This window comes from Myxococcus xanthus, from assembly GCF_006402735.1.
GTDB classification, from domain to species: domain Bacteria; phylum Myxococcota; class Myxococcia; order Myxococcales; family Myxococcaceae; genus Myxococcus; species Myxococcus xanthus_A.
In genome coordinates this window covers 4976959-5003937 of record NZ_CP017174.1, presented here as the reverse complement: position 1 = coordinate 5003937, position 26979 = coordinate 4976959, and the positions used below count along the sequence as shown (strand labels likewise).

At 70.0% G+C, this 26979-nt stretch carries 4 protein-coding genes; all 4 read right to left on the bottom strand.

All coding sequences use genetic code 11. The features are described 5' to 3' along the window. Positions 1 to 67: 67 nt before the first annotated feature. From BHS09_RS20485 to BHS09_RS20470, 4 genes are read right to left on the bottom strand one after another with little or no spacing between them, the layout of a single operon-like run. Positions 68 to 532: a DUF2269 family protein gene (locus tag BHS09_RS20485; protein ID WP_140792410.1), complete on the bottom strand. Its 465-nt coding sequence runs from the start codon at positions 530 to 532 to the stop codon at positions 68 to 70. Beyond that, positions 529 to 10833: a non-ribosomal peptide synthetase gene (locus tag BHS09_RS20480; protein WP_140798660.1), complete on the bottom strand. Its 10305-nt coding sequence runs from the start codon at positions 10831 to 10833 to the stop codon at positions 529 to 531. The genes BHS09_RS20485 and BHS09_RS20480 overlap by 4 nt, the downstream gene beginning before the upstream one ends. Then, on the bottom strand, positions 10830 to 19976 hold the full coding sequence (locus BHS09_RS20475; RefSeq protein ID WP_140798659.1) for a non-ribosomal peptide synthetase: 9147 nt from the start codon (positions 19974 to 19976) through the stop codon (positions 10830 to 10832). Before BHS09_RS20475 ends, BHS09_RS20480 begins: the two co-directional genes overlap by 4 nt. Then, positions 19973 to 26431 carry a type I polyketide synthase gene (locus tag BHS09_RS20470; protein ID WP_174260566.1) on the bottom strand — a complete coding sequence of 2153 codons (6459 nt, stop codon included), beginning with the start codon at positions 26429 to 26431 and terminating at the stop codon, positions 19973 to 19975. Before BHS09_RS20470 ends, BHS09_RS20475 begins: the two co-directional genes overlap by 4 nt. Positions 26432 to 26979 lie beyond the last annotated feature (548 nt).

Here is a 26979-nt window from a genome sequence, read left to right as displayed (position 1 = left end):
CGGCGATAGCCCGCCGTGAAGTCCGGGAAGGGAGCTCGCGCCAATGGGGCGGGCTCCCTTTCGCGTTTCAGTGAAGGACCATCAGCGCCATGGAGCCGAAGGCGAGCGCCATGGCCAGGATGCCCCAGCGGAACCACTTCTTCGTGAGCAGCAGGTAGTCGTCGAACGAGGCCCCGGCGTCACCCAGCGCCTCGGCCATGGCCAACTGCCGCGCCTGGATGGGGCGCAGCGTCTGGCTCCACACCACGCCGCACAGCATGAAGCACACCTGTCCCGCGGCGAGCGCCGGGTTCGTCCACAGGGGGATGCCCTGGAGGTGCGCGCGCAGCATGCCCGTGGCGGCGAGCGCGAAGACGCTGGGCACCAGCAGGTACTTGTCGGTGAACTGCACCAGCCGCAGGGCATAGGCAATCACCCGGGGCTCGCGCGTCCTGTCCGCGAGCAGCCGCCAGACGGCCGTCACGACGATGTCGCCCAGGAACACCACCACGGCGATGAGGTGCAGGAGCTTCAGGACGTTGTGGACATTCATGGGGCGGGTGTCGGACGGGGCAGGTGCGGCAGCAGGTGATGGGCGAGGACGGCCGCGTGCGGGTCGCGGATGAGTGTCAGGTGGGTCCCCGGGACGGGGTGGGCCGCGCAGTCGGTCCCCGTGAAGCGGCTCCAGCCCAGCGTATCGTCCTCCAGGAGGCCATCGAGCTCCGCCCGGTGCGGATCGCTTCGGTCCTCGGCGCGGAAGACCACCAGGGGCACCGGCAGCGTGCGGCGTGGCCGGTAGTTCAGCCCGTCGTGGGCGCGTGCGACGTTGAGGATGCCCTGCACGTGGCTGGGCTGCGCGCCTTCGGGAAGGACGGCCACTGCCTGGAGTCGCGTCACGAAGAATTGCAGGCGCTGGGCCTCATCCATCGCCTGGAGCTCCGGCAGGACGAGGTCGAGCTTCACGTTGAAGAAGCCTTCCATGACGCCGCCCAGGTGGGCCATCCACTGCGCGGTGTCCCAGTTGTCGCTCAGGGGCTGCGTTGCCTCCGGGAAGGGCGCCACGGTGTCGAGCATCGCGACCACGCGGACGTCCTTGCCACGGGCCTGGAGCTCTTGCGCGAGCTCATAGGCGATGTGCCCGCCCAGCGAATGGCCACCGATGCAGTAGGGGCCCTGGGGCTGCACGGCGATGATGGCGTCCGCGTACCACGTGGCGATGGACTCCACCGTCTCGTGGGGCGGCGCCTCTCCGTCCAGGCCCTGGGGTTGGAGCCCGAACACGGCGGCGCCTTCCAGATGCCGTGCGAGGGAGAGCAGGTAGAAAGGTGTCGAGCCGCCCCCGGGGACCAGGTAGAGCGCCGGCGTGGGCGGGGCCGCTGACGGCTCAGACGGTGGCGACATCATCGCATGGGCGGCGGGCGTCAGCGGGACCAGCGGTGACGCCTTCGCGTCGCCCGTGCGGAGGACCTTGGCGAGCTGGGCCGGTGTCGGATTCTGGAACAGGGACACCAGGGGGAAGGGACGATTCAGCCGCTTCTCCACCGCCAGCTTCAGCTTGAGCGCGAGCATGGAGTGGCCGCCGAGGTCGAAGAAGCTGTCGTGGATGCCCACCGCGCGCATCCCCAGCACTTCCTCGAAGAGCCGCACCGTCTCCAGCTCCATGGCGTCGCGCGGCAGTCCTTCCGGACGGGTGACGCGCGCCTCGTCAATGGGCATCGCGGCCAGCGCGCGATGGTCCACCTTGCCGTTGGGCGCGTGGGGCAGTTCCTCCAGGAAGACGAACTGTCCAGGCACCATGGAGGCCGTGAGCTGCCGCTCCACGAAGCCGCGCAGCTCGGCGGCTTCCAGGCGCGGCGCGCCATCCTGGGACGTCACGAAGGCCACCAGCCGCGCGTCGCCACCGGTGCCTCGCACTAGCGCCGCGGTGTCGCGCACGGACGGATGGCGGGCAATGGCGGCCTCGACCTCGCCCAGCTCGATGCGGTGGCCGCGCAGCTTGACCTGGCGGTCCGCTCGACCCACGAAGAGGAGCGTCCCATCCGGTGTGCGGCGGACCACGTCACCCGTCCGGTACATGCGGAGCGTGGGGCCTCCCGGGAAGGTGTGCTCGATGAAGCGCGAGGCGGTCAGCTCGGGGCGCTTCAGGTAGCCCCGGGCGAGGCCGGGGCCCGCCAGGTAGAGCTCTCCGGGGACGCCGGTGGGCACGGGCCGCAGCTTCGTATCGAGGACCAGCGCCTCCATCCGGAGGATGGGCCGGCCAATGGGCTCCGTGGGGCCATGGACGCCGACCGAATCCGGCTCGCAGCGATGGACGACCGCCTCGATGGTTGCCTCGGTCGGCCCGTAGAAGTTCCAGACCTCGGCCTTCGAGCGGCTGAAGACCTTGCGGACCGTCGCCGAAGGCAGGGGCTCACCGCCCACGCACACGCGCCGGAGCGTCGAGACGCCCGCGAGCCCAGGCTCCTCCACCAGCGCCGTCAGCAATGAAGGCACCAGTTGAAGCACGGTGATTCCGCGCTCCTGAAGCACGCGGACCAGGTGCTCCGTGTCCGCGGTGAGGCCCTTCGGTGCCAGCACCAGCCGGGCTCCCGCCATCAGCGGCGCGAACAACTCCCACACGGACGCGTCGAAGCTGAGCGAGGTGCGTTGCAGCAGCCGGTCCGTTGAGCTGAGCGGCAGCGCTTCCGCCATCCACTGCATGTGGTTGGCGAGGCTGAGGTGCTCAATCAGCACGCCCTTGGGCTGACCCGTCGAGCCGGAGGTGAACAGGCAGTAGGCGAGGTCCCCGCTTCGTGCGTCGAACGTGTCCTGGGTCTCTTCAGAGAGCACGAGCACCTCGGCGCTCGCGAATGAGTCCGCGAGGTGCGCCTGGGTGATGACCAGTCGGGCACCGCTGTCCTCGAGCATGAAGGCCCGTCGCTCGCGCGGGTAGGCAGGGTCGATCGGGACATAGGCCGCCCCGGCTTTGAGGATGCCCAGCAGTCCCGCCATCATCCCGGCGGAGCGCTCCACCGCCAGTGCGACGAGCGCTCCCGGCGTGACGCCACGGCGCACGAGCGCCTGGGCGACGGCGTTGGCCCGCGCCTCGAGGGCCGCGTAGGTCAGTGTGCCGTCCTCCGCTTCGACGGCGATGGCCTCGGGCGTCTTCCGCGCTTGCTCCGCGATGACCTCATGAACGGCTGGGAGTCGGGGCATCGGCTCGGGAGCCCGAGGGCTGAGCGCCGCGCGCTCCCCGTCACTCAGCAGGTCGACTTCCGAAATCCGCGCGCGCGGCGTGGCGACGAGCCGCGTGAGGAACCCGGTCAGTTGCCGCACCATGGCTTGGATACGCCAGGCATCGAAGAGGTCCGTGCTGTATTCGATGACGCCGGTCAGGCCCTCGGGCCTGGGCTCGAACGAGAGGGAGAGGTCGAACTTCGACGTGCCCAGCTCGAGCGCCATGGGCTCCAAGGTCAGCCCTGGCAGGCTCAACTGACTGGTGGGCGTGTTCTGGAGCGCCAGCATTACCTGGAACAGGGGCGTGTGGCTCAGGCTCCGCTCGACGTTGACCGCCTCGACGATTTTTTCGAGCGGGACATCCTGGTACGCGAAGGCGTCCAGCGCGGTGCCCCGGGCGCGGGTCACCACCTCCTCGAAGGTCGGGTCTCCGGAGAGGTCGACGCGCAGCGGCAGCGTCCCGACGAAGAAGCCAATCAACGGCTCCAGCTCCGCGTGGTCGCGATTGGCCACGGGCGTTCCGATGACGATGTCTTCCTGCCCGGTGATGCGCGCGAGATACGCGGCGAAACCACCCAGGAGCACCATGAAGCTCGTTCCGCCGGTGCGCAGGCTCAGGGCTTCAATGGCGCCGCTCAGCTCGTGGCCCAACGAGATGCGCTCGGTCGCGCCACGCATGCTTACCTTGGCGGGGCGAGGGCGGTCCATCGGCAGGTCCAGGGCCGAAGGCGCGCCACGCAGCACCTGTCGCCAGTGGTCGAGGCGCTGCTCGAGCACCTCTCCCTGGAGGTGCCGCCGCTGCTGGTACGCGTAGTCCCGGTAGTCGACCGCGAGAGGGGATAGTGACACCGGTTGGCCAGAGACGCGTCCCGCGTAGAGCTGGGACAGCTCGCGTGCGAGCACGCTGATGGACCAGCCGTCACCGACGGTGTGGTGCAGCGTCGCGACGACAACGTGCTCCGTGTCTCCGAGCCGGAAGAGCTTCGCGCGGAACAGCGGGCCGTTCGCCAGGTCGAAGGGCCGTGCCGCCTCTTCATCGATGAGGCCACGGAGCGCCTCGGGCGATGTCGGTCCCAGCGTCACCTGCTCGAAGGGCACCGTGCGCTGTGTCCGGGGTTCCTGCCACACGCCCCCATCCCGTTCGACGAAGCGCATGCCGAGGACAGGGTGGCGCTGGACGATATCTGCCAGGCTCTCCCGGAAGGCCTCGGCATCCAGCGTGCCCGTTAGCCGGAGCGCCATCGGCAGGTTGTAGGCCGAGTTCTCCGGGAACAGTTGGTTCAGGAACCAGAGCCGCTCCTGTGAGAACGACAGCGGAATGTCAGCGCCCTCCGGGGCCGGTTCAATCCGAGACCGCGTCAGCGTCTGGCTTCCGTGACGAGCGTCCAGCAGCCGGCTCAGCGCGGCGATTGTCGGTTGCTCGAAGAGGTCGGAGACGCGGAACTCCGCGTCCACGTCGCCGCGAATCCGCGCGACGACCTGCATCGCGAGCAGCGAGTGTCCACCCAACTCGAAGAAGTCCTGGTCGCGTCCGACAGCGCCGCGGCCCAGGACGTGTTCAAAGGCCCGTGCAACGGTCGCTTCCGTGGGCGTGCGGGGCGGCTCAAACGTGCTATCGGCCTGCTCCGGAGCGACGGGCGCAGGGAGCGCACGACGCGCGACCTTGCCACTGGGCGTGCGGGGCAGCTCGGGCAGCGGCACGAACAGTGCGGGGACCATGTACTCGGGCAGGTCCCTGGCGAGGAAGTCCGGCAGCTCGGCCAGCGGCGCCGTCTCCGGGACGACGTAGGCGACGAGCCGCTTCTCGCGCGTGGCATCCCCGTCGACAATGACCGCCGCATCGCGGACGCCGGGGTGGGCACACAGGGCGCGCTCAATCTCGCCGGGCTCCACGCGGAAGCCGCGAATCTTCACCTGGTCGTCCGCGCGGCCGAGGAACTCGATGCTCCCCTCCGGCGTCAACCGGCCGAGGTCGCCAGTACGGTACGCCCGCACGGAGGGAGACAGGGGCAGGTCGACGAAGCGTTCGGCGGTGAGGTCCGGCCGCGACAGGTATCCATCCGCGAGGCACGTGCCCGCCAGATAGAGCTCTCCGGGCACGCCCACCGGAACGGGACGCTGGTTCGCGTCGAGCAGGTGGACCGCGGCGTTGGCGATGGGCCGCCCGATGGGCGGCAGTCCGGGCCACTGCCGCGGGTCGCCCTCCAGCTCATGCGCCGTCACCACATGCGACTCGGTGGGACCGTAGTGGTTGTGAAGGCGCTTGCCACCTTCCTGGAACCAGCGGCGGATGGGGTCGGTGATGCGGAGCTGGTCTCCCGCGGTGATGACCTCCGCGAGTCCCGGCACGCGGTGCGCGGTGCGCAGCGCGGCCTGCGCCAGATGGTGGAGCGCCACGGCTGGCAGGAAGAGGCGCTGCACGCGCGCCGAATCGAGGTACGCAGCAAGCGCGTCCGGGTCGCGTCGCGTGCCTTCATCGATGAGGACCAACGTGCCACCCGAGCACCAGGTGGAGAAGGTCTCCTGGAACGACACATCGAAGTTGAGCGGCGCGAACTGGAGCGTGCGCAGGGGGCGGGCGTGTTCGGTCTGCCACTCGATGAGGTTGACCAGTGCCCGGTGCGGCATGGCCACGCCCTTGGGCTTGCCCGTCGAGCCCGACGTGTAGAGGACGTAGGCCAGATGATGCGGCTCCACCCGGGGCCGCGGCGTCTTCGTGGCAGGCGCCTGCGTGTCATCCAGCAGGATCTGCGTCAGGTCCTGGGACGGTAGCAGACCGCTGTACTTCTTCTCCGTGAGCAGGACGCGCGGCTTGGCGTCCTCCAGCATGTAGCGAAGGCGCTCAGGCGGGTACGTCGGATCGAGCGGCACATAGGCGCCACCGGCCTTGAGGACCGCGAGGAGGGCGACCTGCGCATTGACGGAGCGGTCCAGACAGATGGAAACCCGGACCCCTGGGCCCACGCCCAATGCGCCCAGCCGGTCGGCCAGGGCTTCCGCGGCCTCGTGGAGCTGCCGGTAGGTCCGAGTCTCGCCCTGGTGCTCCAGCGCGACCACGTCAGGCGTCTTCTGGGCCTGACGCTCGAACAGCTCGGGGAGGGTACGGCCGGTGTACCTGCGCTCGGTGCGGTTGAGGTCGGCGTACAGACGCCGCTCCTCGTTGGACAAGAGCGGGAGCTCTGAGGTGTGGAGCTCGGGCTCCTCGGCGATGGCCTGGAGCAGCCGGCCGAGGTGCGCGGCCATCCGGTCAATCCGGTCCGCGTCGAAGAGGTCCGTGTCGTACTCGATGCTGCAGGAAAGAGCGCCCTCGCGCGGCTCCACGAAGAAGGTGAGGTCGAACTTCGACGTCGAGCTCTCCGGCGCTTGAATCGCGGCGCGAACATCGGGGAGCTGGAGCTCGCCACCGCTCTGGCCCTGGAGGACGAACATCACCTGGAACAACGGGTTGTGCGCCAGTCCACGCGGCAGCTCGAGTGCGGCCACCAGCTTCTCGAAGGGAACGTCCTGATGCGCGTAGGCATCGAGCGCCATCTTGCGGACGCGCAGCAGCAGCTCGGAGAACGTCGGGTCTCCAGACAGGTCGACGCGGAGCGCGAGCGTGTTGAGGAAGTACCCGACCACTCCCTCCGTTTCGTGCCGGTCGCGGTTGGCGACAGGCGAACCAATCACCACGTCCTCCTGGCCACTGATGCGCCCGAGATACGCGGCGAAGGCGCCAAGGAGGGTCATGAACAGCGAGGCGCCCGAGCTCCGGGAGAGCGCTTCGAGCCGCTGGCCCAGCGGCGCTTCGAGCACGAAGCCATGGGTCTTCCCATGGAACCGCTGCCGTTCCGGTCGCGGACGGTCGGTGGGAAGCGGAAGGACGGGCGGGGCGTCCTTCAAGGTCTCACGCCAGAAGGCAACGCTCTCGTCCAGGCGTCCTGATTCCAGCCGCTGCCGCTGCCATGCGGCCCAGTCCGCGTAGCGAACGGGCAACGCGGGCAGGGCCGGCTCCGTGCCGCTCACCAGCGAGGCGTACACGATGCAGAACTCGCGCAGCAGGACCCCGACGGACCATGCGTCGGCGATGATGTGGTGCTGGTTGAGGACCAGGACGTGGCTGTCGGGTGCGAGCCGGAAGTGACGCGCCCGGAAGAGCGGGCCCTTCGTCAGCGAGAAGGGCGCGGCGACTTCCTCGGCGATGCGTGTGTCGAGGAGGGCAGGGGAGATGTCCTCGCTCACGAGCACGGAGGCGGCAGGCGCCTGGACGCGCAGGACGGGCGTGCCTCCACGGTCATGGAAGGTACTCCGGAGCGCCTCGTGGCGTTCAACCAGGAGCTGAAGCGTCCTCGCGAGCGCGCTGCTGTCGAGCGTCCCCTGGAGCCGGAGCACCAACGGGACGTTGTACGCCGCGCTGTCCCCCCCGAGCGCGTCGATGAACCACAGGCTCTCCTGGCCCGGAGCAACGGGCGTGTCTCCCGTCAGCTCCACGTGCGGGATGGGCTCGACCGCCGTGCCCTGTCCAGAGAGCGTCTCTGCGAGCTGCGCGATGGTCCGGCGCTCGAAGATGGCTCGGACGGGAATGTCGACGCCGAAGGCTTCGCGGGTGCGCGCGATGACCTGGGTCGCCTTCAGCGAATGTCCCCCGAGGTCGAAGAAGTCATCGTGGATGCCCACGTGCTCCTGGCCGAGCACCGCGCTCCAGATGCCGGCGAGAATCTCCTCATGGGGCGTGCGGGGTGCGGCCGATGCCACCTGTGGCTGGGCCTCCTGGGCACGCGCTTCGAGCGCCGTGGTGTCGACCTTCCCGTTGGGCGTGAGCGGAAGCCGGTCGATGACGATGACCCGGCTGGGAATCATGGCCGCGGGGAGCTTCGTCGCCAGAAAGTGCATGAGCTCGGCCGCGTCGGGCTGAGGCAAACGGTCGCTGGCCGCGAACGCAATCAGGCGGACGTCACCGTTCTGCCGCTGCGCCTCGCTCACCACGGCAGCAGCGGTGACGTCAGGGTGGGCCGCCAGCGCGGCCTCGATTTCGCCAGGCTCCACCCGCACGCCGCGGATCTGGACCTGACGGTCCGCGCGGCCGTGGAACGCGATGCTCCCATCCGCGAGGAACCGGGCGAAGTCGCCGCTCGCGTACATGCGCGCTTCGGGCACACCCGCGAACGGGTCGGGAACGAAGCGCTCCGCGTTCAGGTCCGGCCGGTTCAGGTATCCCCGGGTGACGCCCGCGCCGCCGATGTATAGCTCTCCGACGACACCCGGAAGGACGGGACGCCGCTGGCGGTCGAGGATGTAGATGCGGGCATTGGCGACCGGCCGGCCGATGGAGGGCAGCCCTTGTCTGCCATCCGGAGCGACGGTTCCGGACGTCGCCACCACCGTCGTCTCGGTCGGGCCGTAGTTGTTGACGAGCTGGAAGGGGAGTCCCGCGGGCGGTGTGGCGTGGAGCCGGTCACCACCCGTGAGCACGAAGCGCAGCGCGCACGGCGAAGGCCACGGCAAGGCCAGCACGGCTTCGGCGACCACCGTCGGGAGGAAGCTGATGGAGATCTGCTGCGCCACCAGCCAGTTCGCCAGGTCGGCGGGCGCGCTCGACAGCTCAGGTGGGACGAGGTGCAGCGTGGCGCCTGCGGCGAGCGTCGGCCAGATTTCCCAGACGGCGGCGTCGAACGCGGTGCTGGCGAGCTGGGTCGTCCGGTCCTTCGCCGTGAGTCCGAAGGCCTCCGTGTGCCAGGAGACCAGGTTCATCAAGTTGCGGTGCGTGACCAGCACGCCCTTGGGCGCGCCGGTCGAACCCGAGGTGTAGATGACGTAGGCAAGGTCATCCAGCTGCACCAGCTCCTTCGCGGGCACGTCGGGCGTGTTCGACTCGTTCAGGACTCGGGAGACGTCGAGTCGGGGAACGCGCGTGTCCGCGATGGGGTCCGCACCCGTGTTGAGGATGGCGACCGGGGCCGCATCGCCCACGATGTAGGCGAGCCGCTCGGCGGGATAGTTGGGGTCCAGGGGCAGGTAGGCCGCTCCCGCCTTGAGCACGCCCAGGAGGGCCACCACCATCTCCACGGACCTGCCAATGCACACGCCGACGATGCGCTCCCGTCCGGCGCCCAGCTGACGGAGGTGCCGCGCCACGCGCTCGGCGCGGCTGTCGAGTTCGCGGTAGCTGATGGACTGTCCGTCGGGGCCCACCACGGCGGTCGCGTCGGGCGCGGCCCGAGCCAACAGCGTCGTCACAGGGCTGGTGACGTCGAACGCACGGGGATTCTGGCCCCACTCCGCCAGCACGCCCCAGGCGGCCTCTTCCATCAGGTCGATCTCGCCGACCGTCTTCGCGCCCGGCAGCGATTCGAGCGCGGCTTCCAGCAACCGCGCGATGCGCTCGGCCATCGGACGGGAGAACGCGTCCGCCGCGTACATGACGCGCAGTTCCAGCGACTCACCCGGGATGGCAACCAGCGCCAGTGGGTAGCTGATGCGGTCGTGTGTGTTGACCGAGCTGATGGTGAGGCCACTGCGAGGCAGGAGCGTCGAGGCGTCGAGCGGATAGTTCTCGAACACCAGGATGCTCTCGAAGAGCGGCCGGTCCTTCGGCGCGTCCGACCAATGCTGGATGTCCGCCAGCGAGGCGTAGCTATACGGCTCGACCGCGCCTTGTTGGGCCTGAAGCCCCGACAGGAAGGTGGCGACTGGCGCCGTGCCATCCAGCCGCGCTCGCAGGGGCAAGGTGTTGATGAAGAGTCCGACGATGGACTCGGAACCGGCAAGGTCGGCGGGGCGGCCGGAGACCGTCACTCCGAAGATGACGTCGTCCGTGCCTGTCGCCCTCGCCAGCACGAGCGCCCACGCGCCCTGGACCAGCGTGTTGAGCGTCAAGCGGTGTGACTTCGCGAAGCCCGTGAGCCGCGCGGTCAGCTCCGGCGATAGCCGCTTGGTGACCTCCGGCTGCGTATCGCCCGCCGGTCCGCTGGCGTCCTGCCGCTCGGTGAAGGGCAGTGGCGTGGGTTGCTTGAAGCCCTGGAGCCGCTCGCGCCAGAAGGACTCCGCGCGGGCGGGGTCCTGCTCCTGGAGCCAGGCGATGTAGTCGCGGTAGGGGCGTGCGGCTGGCGGCAGCGCTGCGACGCCCTCCTCGAAGGCACCGAGCACCTCACGGAGGACGATGGAGAAGCACCACCCGTCCAGCAGCAGGTGGTGGTACGTCCATACGAACAGGTGGCGCGCGTCGTCGAGCCGGAGCAGGGCGCAGCGAATCAGGGGCGGGGTGCCCAGATCGAAGCCCTGGAGCCGGTCCTCGCGCAGGAAGTCCTCAATCCACCGCTGCTGCGCATCCGCCGGCACGTGCCGGATGTCCTCGATGCGCCAGGGGACTTCGGCCTCCACCGCGACGACCTGGAGCGGCTTCTCCAGACCTTCCCAGAGGAAGCCCGAGCGCAGGATGGGGTGCCGGGCGAGGACATGCTGCCAGGCCTCCTTCCAACGTTCGATGGGTAGGTCCCCCCGGACCTCGCAGCTCAGTTGCTCTACGTACATGCCCGCGCCGGGCTCCATCAGCGCGTGGAAGAGCATGCCGTGCTGCATGGGGGCGAGCTCGTAGATGTCCTCGATCGACTCTTCTGACGTCATGGCGCTGTCCTGCCCCTCACCATCCACCTGGCTCATCGCGGCTTCTTCGTCAGCGTGAGCACGCGCTTCAAATCCTTGGCACTGAGACGCGCTGCCGGGAAGTCAGACGCCACCCGGACCGCAGCGGCGGGCTCCGCGCGCTCGCGAATCATCGCTCGCACGTTGGCGTGGAACTCCGCGTTCAGCCGCTCGATGGTCTCCTTGTGGAAGACCTTGGCGCCAAAGGTCCAGTCGAGGCGGAGTCGCTGGCCCGCTTCGACCACGGCGTTGAGCTCGATGCGGTGGGGCCGGGTGGCACCAGGCGCGTGCAGCAGGCCCAGTCCCTCCTTGGCGCCGCCTCGCACCACGCCCTGCGTCGGCACTGCGCCCATCTGTCCCAGGTAGTTGAAGACGATGCCCGCGTTCGGAATCGCGCCGAGCCTCGAACGAATCGACGCATCCGGCGACAGCGCACGGAGCACGCCGTAGCCGATTCCGCCACGAGGCGTCCGGCGCAACGCGTCCTTCGCGCGAGCCAGCGTCTCACGCACGCCTTCCCGGGCCCCCACGTGCAGGCGGAGCGGGAAGAGCGCGGTGAACCAGCCCACCGTGCGGCTCAGGTCCACATCCTCGAACAGGAACTCGCGTCCGTGGCCTTCCAAATCGATTCGGACGGTGCTGTTGCCGGACCAGCCCGTGAGCGTCCGGGCGAGCGCGGCAATCAGGGCCTCGTTGACCTTGACGTCGTACGCCGTCGGGACCTCGTTCAGCAGCAGCTGGGTCTCCTCCGCCTCCAGCCACGTCACGAGCGTGCCCGCGTCGCTGACCGTGTCCGGGGCGTGGGGGTCGTTCAGTGGCAGGTCCTGGGAGTCGTCCCGCTGCGCCGTGGCGAGCCAGGCGTCGAGCTCGGCCCGGGCGTTGGGCGTCGCCGCATACGCTTCGAGCCGCTTCGCCCAGTGCTGGAAGGACGTCGTCTTCGGCGGGAGGCCGACCTCCTGGCCATTCGACAGCTGGCTGTACGCCGTCAGCAGGTCCTCGATGATGATTCCCCACGACACGGCGTCCACCACCAGGTGGTGGGCCACCAGCGCGAGCCGCGCGGAGTCCCCACCCAGCCGCAGCAGGGCGGCGCGCATGAGCGGGCCCTGCTCCAGGTCCATGGACTCGTGGAGGTCGGCGAGCGCCTCTTCCACGTGCTCACTCCCGTCCACGTCCAGCGTGTCCAGGGGAATGCCAGTCAGCGCCTCCTCTTCCGCGTGGAACTGGGTCCAGCCGTCACCGTCCTTGCGGTAGCGGAAGCGGAGCGCGTCGTGGTGGCGCTCCACCGCTTCGAGCGCACCGCGGAGCGCGGCCAGGTCGATTCCTGGCTCCACGTCGAGCATCACCGCCATGTTGAAGTGCTGCGGCCCGGCGCGGTTCTGGTCGAAGAACCAATGCTGGATGGGGGTGAGGGGCGCGCTTCCCGTCACGAGGCCCTGCTCGGCGTTGACCACCTGGGTGCTGGAGGCCACGCGCGCCAGCTCGGCGATGGTCTGGTGCTCGAACAGCTGGCGCGGACGCAGCCGGAGGCCCTGCTGTGTGGCGCGGGAGATGATCTGCAGCCCGAGGATGGAGTCACCGCCGAGCGCGAAGAAGTTGTCGTGGATGCCCACGGACTCCTTCTTCAGAACGGTGGCCCAGATGCTGGACAGGAGCTGCTCCTCCCGCGTCCGCGCGTCGGCGAAGGCGGCGGGCGCCTGGGCCTGCACGGGGTCCGGCAGCTTCTTGCGGTCCACCTTGCCGCTGGGCGTCAGCGGGAAGGTCTCCAGCACGACGAAGTGCGCCGGCACCATGTAGTTCGGAAGCAGGCCCATGGCATGGTCGCGCAGGGACTGAATCGTCAGCGACGTGCCTGGACGGCCCACGGCATAGGCCGCGAGCTGCCCCTGGTGGACCACGATGACCGACCGCTGGACCGCGGGGTGACTGTCGACGATGGCTTCCACCTCACCGAGTTCGATGCGGTAGCCGCGCAGCTTCACCTGGTCGTCGATGCGGCCCAGGAAGTCGATGCTGCCGTCGGCACTCCAGCGCGTGAGATCGCCGGTCCGGTAGAGCCGGGCGTTCGGAGCGTCGGAGTAGGGGTCCGGGATGAAGCGCGTCCGGGTGAGCTCGTCGAGTCCGTGGTACCCCCGCGCGAGCGCCACACCGCCCACGTACAGCTCGCCGGGAACCCCGATGGGGACCTGCCGCTGGTCGGCGTCGAGGATGCGCGCCACGAGCCCCGGCAGGGGCCGGCCGATGGACGGAACGCCCGTGTCGCCCTTCTTGAGCTCGGCGACTGTCGCGATGACGGTCGTCTCGGTCGGACCATACGCGTTGACGAAGCGACGGGTATCCGTCACCCACTTCTTCACCAGCTCCGCGGGGAGCGCTTCTCCGGCCGTGATGAGCACGCGGAGGTCGGGATAGGCCCCTTCCGGCAGCGTCGCGAGCGCGGAGGGTGACAGCACCACCTGGGTGATGTGCTTCTCCGTGAGCACCGTGGCAAGGGCCTCGCCCACGCGCGCGGTCTCATCGGTGGGCAGCACCAGCCGGGCGCCGCTGGCGAACGCCATCACGATGTCCCAGACGGACACGTCGAAGGACAGCGACGCCGCCTGGAGGATACGGCTGTCCGGTCCGAGCCCGAAGAGCGGGACCGAGGCCACGGCGATGTTCGCCACGCCCCGGTGCTCCAGCACCGCGCCCTTCGGCTTCCCGGTGGAACCCGAGGTGTAGATGACGTAGGCGGCGGAGCCCGCGTCGGGGAACGGGAGGGTGGACGGCTCGGCGTGCTCCGGCAGGGGCTCATCCATCCACAATGTCTGGCCCCGGAAGCCCGGCCGCTCGCCCAGGGCGCGCTCCGTGAGCAGCACCTCCGCGCCCGAGTCGTCCAGCATGTGGCCCAGGCGCGCCTGGGGGTACTCCGGGTCGAGCGGGACATACGCGCCGCCGGCCTTCCACACGCCCAGGATGCAGGTGATGAAGTCCACCGATTTCGGCAGGCAGATGGCGGCCCGCTTCTCCCGTCCGAAGCCCAGCGAAACCAGGTGCCGGGCAAGGCGCGTCGCGCGCCGGTCGAGTTCGCCGTTGCTCAGGCGGACGTCGCGATGCTCCAGGGCAATGGCCTCCGGTGCGCGCGCGACCTGCGCCTGGAACAGCTCCACCACCGAGTCCGGCACGGACGGCGCGCTGGGTCCTTGCTCCCACTTCGCCACCAGGCTGGCTTCGCTCGCACCCAGAAGCGCGAACTCGGGCACCCGGCGCTCTGGCGCCTGCACCGCTTCACGGAGCATGACGACGAGGTGCTCGGCCATCCGCTCGATGCGCTCGCGGTCGAACAGGTCCGCGCTGAACTCGAGCAGGCCGGAGAGGCCATCCGTGGATTCCTGCATCGACAGCGTCAGGTCGAACTTGGCGGTGACGCTGTCCAGGTCGAGCAGCTGCACGTCGAGCCCGTCCAGCGCGGGCGGTGAGAACGGCGCGTTCTGAAGCGCGAACATCACCTGGACCAGGGGCTGGCGGCTGAGGCTCCGCTCGGGCGCGACCACTTCCACCAGCTTCTCGAAAGGCACGTCCTGGTCCGCGTAGGCGTCCAGGGCCGTGCGCCGGACGCGCGACAGCAGATCCAGGAAGCTGGGGTCGCCGGACAGGTCCATCCGGAGCGCGAGCGTGTTGACGAAGAAGCCAATCAGCGGCTCCGCCGCCGCGCGATTCCGGTTCGCCACCGGCGAGCCGATGATGAGGTCCTTCTGTCCGCTCAGCCGTGACAGGTAGGCGGTGAAGGCTGCCAGCAGCGTCATGTACAGCGTGGCGCCTTCCCGGCGGCTCAGCTCCTTCAGGCGCGCCGTGAGGGAACGGTCCACGTCGAAGCGGACCACGCCGCCCCGGTACGTCGGCGTCTCCGGCCGGGGCCGGTCGCTGGGGAGGTTGAGGGACGTGGGCGCCCCCGCAAGGCGCTGCTTGTGCGCTTCAATGGACTCCGCGAGCGCACCGTCCCGCAGGAGCTGCCGTTGCCACAGCGCGAAGTCCGCGTACTGGACCTGGAGCGGCGGCAAGGCCAGCTCACGCTGCGAGCGCAGCGCGTTGTAACCGGCCGCGAGCTCACGCGCGAGGATGCCAACGGACCAGCCGTCGGAGACGACGTGATGCATGGTCAGGACCAGCACATGGTCCGACTCCGAGATGCGGAAGAGGCGCATCCGCAGCAGCGGACCCCGCTCGAGGTCGAACGGCCGGGAGACCTCCAAGCCGGCCTGGACCTGGATGAGCTTGAGCAGCTCCGCCTCCGAAGCGCCGGCCGGATGGACCAGCTCCTCACTGGGCGGAAGCTCGGTCGAGACGTTCGTGGAGATGACCTGGAAGGGCTGCGCGCCTTCCGCCGGGAAGCACGTGCGGAGCACTTCGTGTCGCTGGACGATGGCGTCCAGGCTCTGCCGCAGGGCCTCGTGGTGGAGGGGGCCTCGGAGCCGGAGCACCAGCGGGATGACGTAGATGGGGGCCCGCGTCTCCTCGATGCGGTCCACGATCCACAGCCGCTCCTGGGAGGAGGACAGCGGAATGCGCTCCGGGCGCTCCATGGGCCCGGTGAAGTCGACCGCGGCCGCTCCGGGGCGCTGGCGCTGCTGTTGGACGGCCGCCACGAGCCCCGCGACGGTGGGGCTCGCGAAGAACGTGCGCAGCGGAATCTCCACGCCCAGCACGGCGCGAATCCTGGACACGACCTGCGTGGCCAGCAACGAGTGGCCGCCCAGGTCGAAGAAGCTGTCGTGCACGCCCACGCGCTCCGCGCCGAGCAGCTCGGCGAAGATGCTGGCCAGGATCTCCTCCTCGCCGTTGCGCGGCTCGACGTAGGCCGTCTCCAGGCCCTGTGAGACGGATGGAACGGGCAGGGCGCGCCGGTCGACCTTGCCGTTCTCGGTCAGGGGAATCCGGTCGACGACCATGATGCTCGCGGGCACCATGTACTCGGGAAGGCTCGCCTGCGACCGCTTGCGCAGCTCGCTCTCCAGGCGGCGGTCCACCCGGCTCCGGAGCGGGTCATTGGCGCGGCGCGCCCCCGCGACGATTTCTGGTGCACTGCCGAAGAGGGCCACGGGCCCGTGCGCCGACTTCGCGGCCGGGCTGAAGACCGCATCGAAGGAACCATCCACGCCGCCGCGCGACCAGTCCAAGGCGACGTTGAGGGACAGGGCCTCCGCGAGCTGGTGGAGAGACTCGGGGTCGATGCCAGGCTCCTGATCGCTCGCGGGCGTCGTGGCATCGCGGTCCAGCACACGCCGACGGAGCTTCTCGAAGGAGCCGGGCCGCGAGGACGCTCCATCCGTCACGCTCGCCAGGGCGTCCAAGGATGCCTCGACTCGCGCGTTCCGGATGCCGCGCAGGCCGACACGCCGGGTGCCGTCCTGGGTCAGCCGGGCGCGGAGCTCGGGCAGGCTCACGTTGCCCGGGCCCCAGGCCACGTCGGAGGCGGGGCTGGGCGGGGTGTCCAGGTGGATGAGCACGTCGTAGCGGAAACGCGTCAGCTCGTTCAGGCACGCGCCCCGCTTCGGGCGAATCTCCACGTGGGTGAGGCGGGGGATGCGCTGCTTGAGGGCCCAGAAGAAGTCCGGGGCGAGCACCAGCTCCTCTTCCGCCGCCATGCGCTGCGCCACGCGGGCCTTGAGCACCTGCGGCTCGAGCGTGCCGGACGCCTGCGCCAGGACGATGGACGCGTGGAAGGCCTCCAGCAGGCGGAAGTTCCGCACGTCACCCACGAAGATGACGCCGCCCGTGTCCAGCCGCTGTGAAGCCTTCTCCAGGGCCTGGGCGAGGTACTCCGCGCTCGGGAAGTACTGGACCACCGAGTTCAGCATCACCGCGTCGAAGCGCATGTCGCCGAAGTCGATGCCGTCCAACTGGTCCGCCGCGCAGTGGAAGAGCTTCGCATGCTCGAGCCCGGCCGACTTCGCCGTGACGCCCCGGAGCATGTTGACGACGACACCCGAGACGTCCGTGGCCCAGTAGGCCTCCGTGGACGGCGCGATCCGCGTGAGGAGCAGACCGGTGCCGCAGCCGATCTCGAGCACGCGGCGGGGCTCCCGCACGAGAATCTGGTGGACCGTGTGGTCGACCCACTCCTTCATCGCCTCCGCGCTGAGCGGTGCGCCGGTGTAGCTGCTGTCCCAGCCCGCGATGTTGAAGCTGGGGTCCAGCTGCGGCTCGCTGGCGGAGCGTGCATAGAGGTCGTCGTAGAGCGCCTTCCACTCGCCCACGTGTGTGTCACCGACGCCGCCGTCCGCATCCGAGGACAGGAGCGTCTCCGCGGCGTTGTCCCTGGGCACGACGTAGGCTGCGATGCGCCGGTCGTCCGCGCTCCGCTCATGCGTGGTGACGTAGGCATCCGCGACCGCCGGGTGCGTGGCGAGCACCGACTGGATTTCTCCCAGCTCGATGCGGAACCCGCGAATCTTCACCTGGTCGTCGATGCGCCCCAGGTACGTGAAGCCGCCATCCGGGAGGCGGATGGCGAGGTCGCCCGAGCGGTAGAGCCGCTTGCCCGGCGAAGACGGGTCCTCGATGAAGCGCTGTGCGGTGAGCTCGGGGCGCTTCAGGTAGCCGCGCGCAACACCCGCGCCGCCGACGTACATCTCCCCCGGAACGCCGGCCGGCACGGGCTGGCCGTGCTCGTCGAGCAGGTGCAGCTCGAGGTCCGGGAGCGGGCGCCCGATGGGGCTCGCGGCGGAGGTGAGGTCGGCCTCTGTCACCCGGTAGTACGTGACATGCACCGTGGTCTCGGTGATGCCGTACATGTTGATGAGCTGCGTGCCGGCGTCCCCATACCGCTCGAACCAGGGGCGCACGGTCGCCGCGTCCAGCGCCTCTCCGCCGAAGATGATCCACTTGAGGCTGCGGCCGCCCTTGCCATCCGCGATGGACGGCGCGCGCGTCAGCGCACGGAACGCGGACGGCGTCTGGTTGAGGACCGTCACGCCTTCACGCGCAATCAGCTCACCGAAGGCCTCGGGCGCGCGCGTCATCCAGTGGGGCACGACGACCAGGCGCCCGCCGTACAGCAGCGGCCCCCAGAGCTCCCAGACGGAGAAGTCGAACGCCGCGGAGTGGAACAGCGTCCAGACGTCATCCGGCCCGAAGCCGTAGAGCGGCTCCGACGTGGTGAACAGGCGGGTGGCGTTGGCGTGGGTGACGATGACGCCCTTGGGGCGCCCCGTCGAACCGGACGTGTAGATGACGTAGGCGGCGCTGTCCGGCGTGATGGCCGGCGCGGGATTCGGCGCACGCCGGCCGCCCTGCCAGTCGAGCGCGTCCACGAAGATGGTGGGCACACGCTGGGTGGGAAGCTCGCCGGTGCGGCTGGACTCGGTCACCAGCGCGGCGACCTCCGCGTCCTCCAGAATCAACGCGAGCCGGTCCTTCGGGCTGGCGGGGTCCAGCGGCACATAGGCGCCGCCGGCCTTGAGCACGCCGAGGATGGAGACGACCAGCTCCACGCCGCGGTCGACGCAGATGCCCACCAGGGACTCGGGGCCCACGCCGTGGTCGCGCAGCGCATGCGCCAGGACATTCGCCCGGGCGTTGAGCTCGGCGTAGCTGAGGTGCGTCTCGCCAAACGTCAGCGCGGTGGCATTCGGGCTGCGCTCGGCCTGGGCCTCGAACCAGCCGGTGAGGGTCTGGGCGGTGGTGACGGCCGGGGCGCTTCCAACGCGCGCCTCGTGTACGGGGGACGGGGCCTTGACCGCCAGGGACAGCCGGGCCACCGGCTCATCCGGTGCGCGGACCATCTCCTCGACGAGCTTCTCGAAGTAGCCGCGCCACAGGGCGACGGTGTCGTCGTTGAAGAGGGCGCGGTTGAAGCGCAGCACGCCGGAGAAGGCGCCTCGCGTCTCCCACATCTCCAGCGTGAGGTCGAACTGCGACTCCTGGTCGCTGATGGGGAAGGGCTCGAGCTGCAGGTTGCCCCAATAGACGCGGGCGTCCTCGTCGGGCGAGGCCCACAGCGCCATGGCGCCGCCGCCCTCGCGCGAGGCGTGAAGCGAGATGGACGCCTGGAAGAGGGGAGACACGCCGGGACGGCGCTCGATGTCCAGGCGCTCCACGAGCGATGCGAACGGGAAGTCCTGGTGCGCGAGCGCCTCGTGGACGACGGTGCGCATCCGGCCCAGCAGGGTCCGGGTGGAGGGCGCGCCGGAGAGGTCCGCGCGCAGCGCCACCGCGTTGGCGAAGTAGCCCACCACGTCATGGAAGGCGGAGCCGGGCCGGCCCGCCGTGGGCGAGCCAATCAGGATGTCCTCCTGCCGCGCCAGACGCCCCAGCAGGGCGGCATAGGCGGATACGAGCACGACGAAGGGCGTGGACTCGGCGCTCTGCGCGAGCGCCTTGATACGGGCCGTCAGCTCCGCGGAGAGGCGGAACGGGCTCGCGCCACTCCGGTTCGCGGCGACCGCCGACCGGCTGCGGTCGGCGGGCAGCGCCAGGATGGGAAGCTCACCATCGAGCTTCTTCTGCCAGTAGTCCCAGTGGGCCCGCCCCGAGGTACCCGACATCGTCTCCGCCTGCTGCGCGACGAAGGCGGCGTAGCTGCCCGTGACGGGCGGCAGGGACGGCTGCTCGCCTCGCGCGATGGCCTGATAGAGCTGATTGAACTCCTGCTGGAGGATGCCCGCGGACCACCCGTCGTAGACGATGTGGTGGACGGTCATCAGGAGGACGTGGTCCTCGGCCTCCAGGGAGAAGAGGTTTCCCCGGAGCAGCGGGCCCCGCTCCAGGGAGAACGGCTGACGGTAGGCGCGGGCCACCTCGGCCTGGAGCTGCTCGGCGCTCCAGCCCTGCGCGTCCACGTGGGTGAAGCTCGGCTCGAGGGTCGGGTGGCACGTCTGGACGAGCTGCCCTTCCGCGGTGGACGAGAACGTGGTGCGCAGGGACGCGTGGCGCTCGGCCAGCATTCCGAACGCGCGCTTGAGCGACGCCACATCCATTTGCGAGCGGATGCGCAGCGCGAAGGGCGTGTTGTAGGCCGCGCTCTCCGGGTCCTGCTGGTGCAGGAGCCATAGCGCCTTCTGGCCGGACGCGAGCGGGGAGAGGCGGGGGGCCGCCTTCCCGGACTTCGCCATGAGCTCGGCGAGCAGCTTGCGCTTCGCCTCGAGCGAGAGGCCCTTCATGTTGTCAGCCGGGGTGCTCATGCCGTCTCCCTCTCCTGCGCCGTCTGCGCGGCGAGCATGGCCTGGAGGATTGTGTCCAGCTCGCTCTCCGACATGCTGTTCACCTGCTGCTCGATTTCGGCTTCCTCCGTCACCGGTTCCGGCGCGGGCGCAGCGGCGGCGGCCGCGGGCCCGTCGAACTTCGACGACAGGTTGGTGGCGACCTCCACCAGACTCCCGGCGCGCAGCAGCTCCAGCGCGGGAATCTCGACGCCGAGCGCCTCGCGGATGGTCCGCTGGACCTGCATCGACAGCAGCGAGTCCACGCCCAGCAGGGACAGGGGCTTCTGCGGCTCCACCCGCTCCATGGGAATCTGGAGGATGGTGGCGAGCCGCTCGACGAGGAACTTCTCCAGCTCCGGCTGCCGGGCCTCGGGGGCCAGACCCGACAGGTGTCCGCGGAGCTGCTCCGCCTCGCTCTGGGCGCCACCCTGGGCACTGCCCAGCAGGTGTGCCGTCCTGGCGGACTTGCCCAGGTGCGGGGCGGCGCGGCCCAGCTTGGACCACTGCACATCGAAGAGGCCCAGCTGCGGCGTGCGCAGGCGCAGCACCCGCTTGAGCGCGGTCAACACGGTGGCGGGCGCCATCGGGTTGAGGCCGAGCGATTCGAGGTAGGTCCGCACCGCTTCGTCCTGGGCCATGCCGAACTCACCCAGGACGCCCCAGTGGATGCTGATGGCCGCCAGCCCTCGCGCGGCCCGGTGCTCCGCGAGCGCGTCGAGGAAGCTGTTCGCCGCGACGTAGTTGCCCTGCCGCGGATTTCCAATCAGCGCGGCGACGGACGAGAAGAGGACGAAGAGGTCCAGCTGCCGGTCCTGCGTCAGCTCGTGAAGAGTCCACGCGCCGCCCGCCTTGGGAGCCATGACGCGCTGGATGCGCTCGAGGTTCAGGTCGGGCATCGGCGCGTCGTCCAGCACGGCCGCCGTGTGCAGCACGCCCTTGAGCGGCGGGTGCGTGGCGTCGATGCGCGCGAACAGCGCCCGCATGTCGTCCATGCTGCTGACGTCCGCGGCGGCCGCGGTGACGCGAGCGCCGGCAGCTTCCAGTTCCTGGACCAGCTGCCTGGCTTCCGGCGTGGAGGCGCCCTTTCGGCCGGTGAGCACGAGGTTCCGCGCACCCTCCGCGACCATCCAGCGGGCGAGCGCGAGGCCGAACCCGCCGAAGCCACCGGTGACGAGGTACGTGGCGTTCGCATCGAAGAGCGGCTCGTCCGCCGCCGGAGCGAGCGCGAGCGGCTCACCGTCGGCGAACGTCAGCGTGAGCCGGGCCAGGCCCTGGTCCCGCGAATGCTCCGCCAGCCAGGCCGGTGCCTCTTCCGCGCGGGTGACGGACCAGGACTCGGACGGCAGCGCCGGCAGGGTCTGGAACCGGCCGAGGACGGACTGGAGCCGTGCGGCGACCTCCTGGGGACGCTGGCGCAGCATGGCCGCGACGTCCACGCGTGCGCAGGCCGCGCCACGGGGCCAGGCGGTGGCGAACAGGCCCTCCGCCGGAGCGAGCGGGCCCGCATCGACGAAGCGGCCGAAGGCTCCGAGCACACTGGTGATGGTGGGCTCCGCGTCGCAGGACGCGTTCACCAGCAGGTCCACGCCCGCGCCGTCCGTCCACGCCAGGATGTCTTCCGGGAGGGAAGGCGAGCGCCGGTCGAAGACGCGAACGCCCTCTGGCGCCTGCCGCGTGTCGCCGTCCAGGATGATGGCCGTCCGGGCTCCCGCGGCGCGGCCGAGCTCGACCACGGCGGTCCCCACGCCACCGGCGTCCCCGATGACGAGGAGCCGTTCGGAGGGCTGGATGTGGCCATGCACATGGAGCGCGTACTCGGCGCCGAGGAAGGGCAGCAGCCGTCCCTGGGACGTGCCCGCGCTGATGAAGTCCCGGTCCAGGCGCAGCACCACGTGCGTGCCGACCACGGGCGCTTCTTGCGCGACCAGCGCCTGCACCACCTGGCCGGACGTGAAGCCCGGGGTGGCCTCGCCCACCGCGACGACCACACCGCCCACCTCCAGCGGCCAGTGCGTGTCGGATGCACGCCTGCCTTGCACGGCCGCGGCGCGGGTCAGCGTCACGTGGGTGACCTTGATTTCGACCTCTCCGCGCGCAGGCTGCTTGCGCGTGGCGCGACGCGGCCGGCGCTCGGCGCCGTCGAGGGCGATCTCGAACACCTGCTCCACACCAGCCAGCGCGGGCGTGCCCTTCGTCTGGGCCTCCCACTCCGGCAGGGGCTTCGCGCTGAGGCGGCGGACGAAGCGGCGGGTATCGCGAAGCGCGACCTCCTCCTCCTGCGTGTCCGCCAGCAGCTCGCGGGCAAGCCGTTCGATCAGCTCCGGCTGCGACGCCGCAGCGCTCTTCGGCAGGTCGATGGAGCGGGTCCGCAGGTGCGGGAACTCCGCGGGAACGACGCGCGCGAAGCCAATCAGCGGCGTGGCGGACAGCGCGCCCAGAGCGTCGCCCGGGGCCGCGCGCTGTGCGTCGCGGGTGACGATGCGCAGCGACGCGCCATCGCCCGGCGCCAGGGCCAGCACCACGTCGAGCAGCGCCTGCACGTCGTTCGACTCGGCTCCCGGACGCGCGTCCAGGCCGGCGAGGTAGGCAACGTGCTGGATGCGGACGCGGCCCACGGCCTCCACGAGGGAATGGACGTCCTCCGCGTTTCCGAAGCGAATCTGGAAGCGGTGGTTCGACTCGCGGACGAACGTCTCGCCCCGCGTCACCAGGACCAGGTCCTGGATGCCGGTCCGCTGGAGTTCACGCGTGAGCTCGGCGCCGATTCCGCCCTGGTCGGCGAAGACGAGCCAGGTGCCCTGGCTCTTCGCGGGCAGCTCCTCGGCGGTGGCCTCGAAGGCGTGCGTGTACGTCCAGTCGTAGAACGCCGGCCTGGGCACGGACTCCTCACGGTCCGCGAGCGCGGCGCACTCGACGCCCGTCAGCCTCGCGGACACCCGTCCTTCGCCGTCCAGCAGCGTGATGTCGCACTCGAGCGTGTGGGCCGTGCGCGCGCGAATCCGGGCATGGCACCACAGCGGCGCGTGGGGCTCGGGTGGCGTGGAGAGCTGGATGCTCCGGCAGCCCATGGGCAGGTAGAGCCGCGTGTCGTCCTCGGGAAGCCAGGACACCATGGCCTGGAGGCAGGGGTCCAACCACACGGGGTCGAGCAGCAGCTGCGAATCGGCGGTGATGCGGGCCACTTCCGCTTCGGGAAGGACAATCTCGGCCAGCAGTTCCTTCTCGTTGCGGCGCAGCGTGCGGATGCCGCGCAGGCTGGGGCCGTACTCGAGCCCGCGGGTCGCCAGCATCCGGTACAGCGCCTCGGTGTCGAGCGGCGCCTCTGCGTGGATGCCGAGCTCGCTCACCCGGGCCTGCATCTCCGGCGGCGTATGGACGCTCCGGCGGATGCGCGCGGTGGCGTGGCGGGTCCACGCCGTGCGGTTGTCGCGCGGCCGGCTGTAGATGGTCACCGTCTGGGCCGCCTCGTCGTACGTGGTCCGGACGACGGGCTCGTCATGGCCGGTGACGACGAGCGCGTTCTCGAACCGCACCTCTTCCAGCGCATGCGGTTCCGAGAGGCCCATGGCGCGGCGAACGGCGAGCGCCAGCTCGACGTAGGTAGCGCCAGGGACGACGAGCGAGCCCCGGACGCGGTGGTCCTGGAGGCACGGCAGGAAGCGCGCGTTCAGCCCGCGCTCCCAGGTGGGCAACGGCGCGGAGACGCGGGGGCCGAGCAGCGAATGCTCGGTCGAGCCCCGGCGGTCCGTAAGGGCCTCCTCCGACTCGTGCCAGTGCCTCTCTCGCTGCCAGGGGTAGGTGGGGAGCGGGGTGTAACGCGAGCCCTGCGGATAGAGGCCGCTCCAGTCGATGGGAATGCCCGCGACGTAGAGCTCGGCCACGGCCTTGATGAACGTCTTGTGCTCGGGCTCCTGCCGCCGGAGGGAGGTGAGGACGCGGCCCTCGACGCGGGCCTCCGCGCAGCATTCCTTGATGGACGCCAGCAGCACGGGGTGGGGCCCCAGCTCGATGAAGAGCCGGTAGCCGTCCTTCAGCATCTGCCCCGCGGCCTTCGCGAAGAGCGTGGGCTCGCGGATGTTGTCGCACCAGTATTCCGCGTCGTAGGCAATGCCTTCGATGCGCCCGCCCGTGACGGTGGAGTAGGTGGGCAGGTGCCCGGCGGAAGGCTTCAGCGCGGCCAGGCAGCGGCGCAGCTCCGGCTTCAGGCCCTCCATGGCGGGGCTGTGGTACGGCACCTCGACCTTCAGGATGCGCTGGAACACGCCGCGCGCCTCCAGCTCCGCGGCGATCTCCTCGATGGCCTTCGCGTCACCCGACAGCGTCACCGCGTTGGGGCCGTTGATGGCGGCGATGGACACCAGGTCCTCACGCCCCCGGATGGCGGCGCGCGCGCCTTCCTCAGAGAGGCCCACGGCGGCCATCTTGCCCTGTCCCGCGGCCTTGGCCTGGATGCGGCTGCGCTCGTAGATGACGAGTATGGCCTGCTCCAGCGTGAAGCGGCCGGCGGCATAGGCCGACGCGACCTCACCCGCGCTGTGGCCAATCACCGCCGCGGGCGTGATGCCCGCGCGTCGCCACATCTCCAGCAAGCCAATCTGGAGGAACGTGTTCGCGGGCTGCGCGATGTCCGTCCGCGCCATGTTGGAGGACTTCTCGTCCGCGAGCATCTGCTCCAGCAGCGACCAACCCGCCAGCCGCTGGAAGAGGGCGTCGCAGCGGTCCAGGGTGGCGCGGAAGAGCGCATCCTGCGCGTAGAGCTCCCGGCCCATGGCCCACCACTGGGGCCCCATGCCGGTGAACACGAAGACGGGCCGGGCATCCGCGGCCTGGAGCGTTCGGCCGGAAGTGCCCAGTTCGGCGGGGTTGCCCGACGCGAAGGACGTCAGCCGCGCCGTCAGGTCGGCCACGTCCTCCGTCGCCAGCAGCGCCAGCCGGTGCTCATGGTGGGCGCGGCGCGTGGCCGCGGAGAAGCAGATGTCCGACAGCGAGGCCGACGCCGGAGCGGCGAGCATCTCCGCGTAGGACTGGGCCAGGGCGCGCAGGGCCTCGGGGCTGCGGGCGGAGAGGGGGAGCAGCAGCGGCGCCGGGGGGCCGTCGGCGCGGGCCTGCGACTCGGCGGAGGGCGCCTGCTCGATGACGCAGTGGGCGTTGGTGCCGCCGTAGCCGAAGGAGTTGACGCCCATCCGCAGCGGCTCGTCCTGGCGGGGCGCGAGCGTTTCGAGCGCGCGCGGGATGCGGATGCCCAGCGTGTCGAAGGGGATGGCGGGGTTGAGGTTGCGCAGGTTGGCCTGCGGGGGCAGCTGCCGGTGCTGCAGGCACAAGCTCGCCTTGATCAGCCCGGCCACGCCGGCCGCTGCCTCCAGGTGCCCGATGTTGGCCTTGAGCGAGCCGACCCACGGTCCCTGGCCGTCCTCGCGCTTGGAGACAGCGCCCAGGCCTCCCAGCTCCGCCGGGTCACCCACGGCGGTGCCCGTGCCATGGGCTTCGAAGGCATGGATTTCAGTGGGGTCCAGCGCGGCGCTGGCGCAGACGCGGCGAATCAGCGCTTCCTGCGCGCGAGAGCTCGGCGCCGTCATGGACTCGCTGTGTCCGTCCTGGTTGACGCCCGTTCCTCGAATGACGGCGTAGACGCGGTCCTGATCTCGGACCGCGTCGGAGAGCCGCTTGAGCACCACGATGCCGGCGCCCTCGCCACGGCCGTAGCCGTCCGCGCGGGTATCAAAGCTCTTGGAGTACCCGTCCGCCGACAGGAACTTGCCCTTGCTCATGGCCACGAAGATCTCGGGCCGGAACATGACGTTGACGCCACCCGCCAGCGCCAGTGACGTGGTGCCGTTCCGCAGGTCCTGGCACGCCAGGTGGACGGCGACCATCGACGAGGAACACGCCGTGTCCAGGGAGATGCTCGGCCCCTGGAAGTCGAACATGTACGACAGGCGGTTGGAGAGCACCGTCATCGTCGAGCCCACCGCCGTGTGCGGTCCGATGAGCTCGCGGTTCATCGGCCCCATGTGCGTGAGCATGCTGTCCAGCATGAACCCGCCGACGTAGACCCCCGTGGGGCTGCCCGCGAGCTTGTCCGCCGGAAGGCCCGCGTCCTCCAGGCTCTCCCACGCCACCTCCGCGAGCAGCCGCTGCTGCGGATCGAGCGTCGCCGCCTCCCGGGGCGAAATGGAGAAGAAGGCCGCGTCGAACGTGTCGATGGCCTCCTGCAGGAAGCCTCCCGCCCGCACATACGTCTTGCCTGGCTTGTCTGGGTCCGGGTCGTAGTACCGGCGGTGGTCCCAGCGCTCCTTCGGGACTTCTACGATGGCGCAGCGGCCCTGGGTGAGCAGCTCCCAGAGGTGGCGCGGTGACTTAGCGCCCCCTGGAAAGCGGCAGCCGATGCCAATGATTGCGATGGGGTCGTGCTCAATATTGGACACTGCGCTCATATCTAAAACCTACGCCAATAGCGGATTGCTCGTAAAGCCAAGGCTGTATTCTTAACTCTCGAGATTGGTTGTGTATGAATGGGTTACAGCATGTGTCACAGCCGCGTGCCCTCTGGGACACGACGTCTCAAGTTGGTGAGAAACGGTCGAGGCCAGGTTTCTTCACCCAATTCCTGTTACGGATGTCGCGCGGGGCTCCCCCTCTGGCATTGGCGCCCGGGGACATCCTCTCAGGACTGTCTGACACTTGTGAGGCTCCGCCGTGTCCCTTGCTCCCTTGCCAGTGCGCGTCTTCCGTCATGAATCGGAATACGGCCGCTGGGAGCGACTTCGGGCTGTTGCTCCGGATTCTCGACTCGCGAGACGCTTGTGTCGCCGCATGTCACAAGGACAGCTTCGTCGCCGGGTTGGATGATTCATTCTCACTCACTGAGACATCGGGAGTGATGTGAGGCATCCAGGTCTACTTCACGCCCGTGGAGTGGGGGATGCCGCCCACGCTGCTGGCCCGGCTCCAACTGCCAGACCACTGCGGCCTTCGCGGCGAT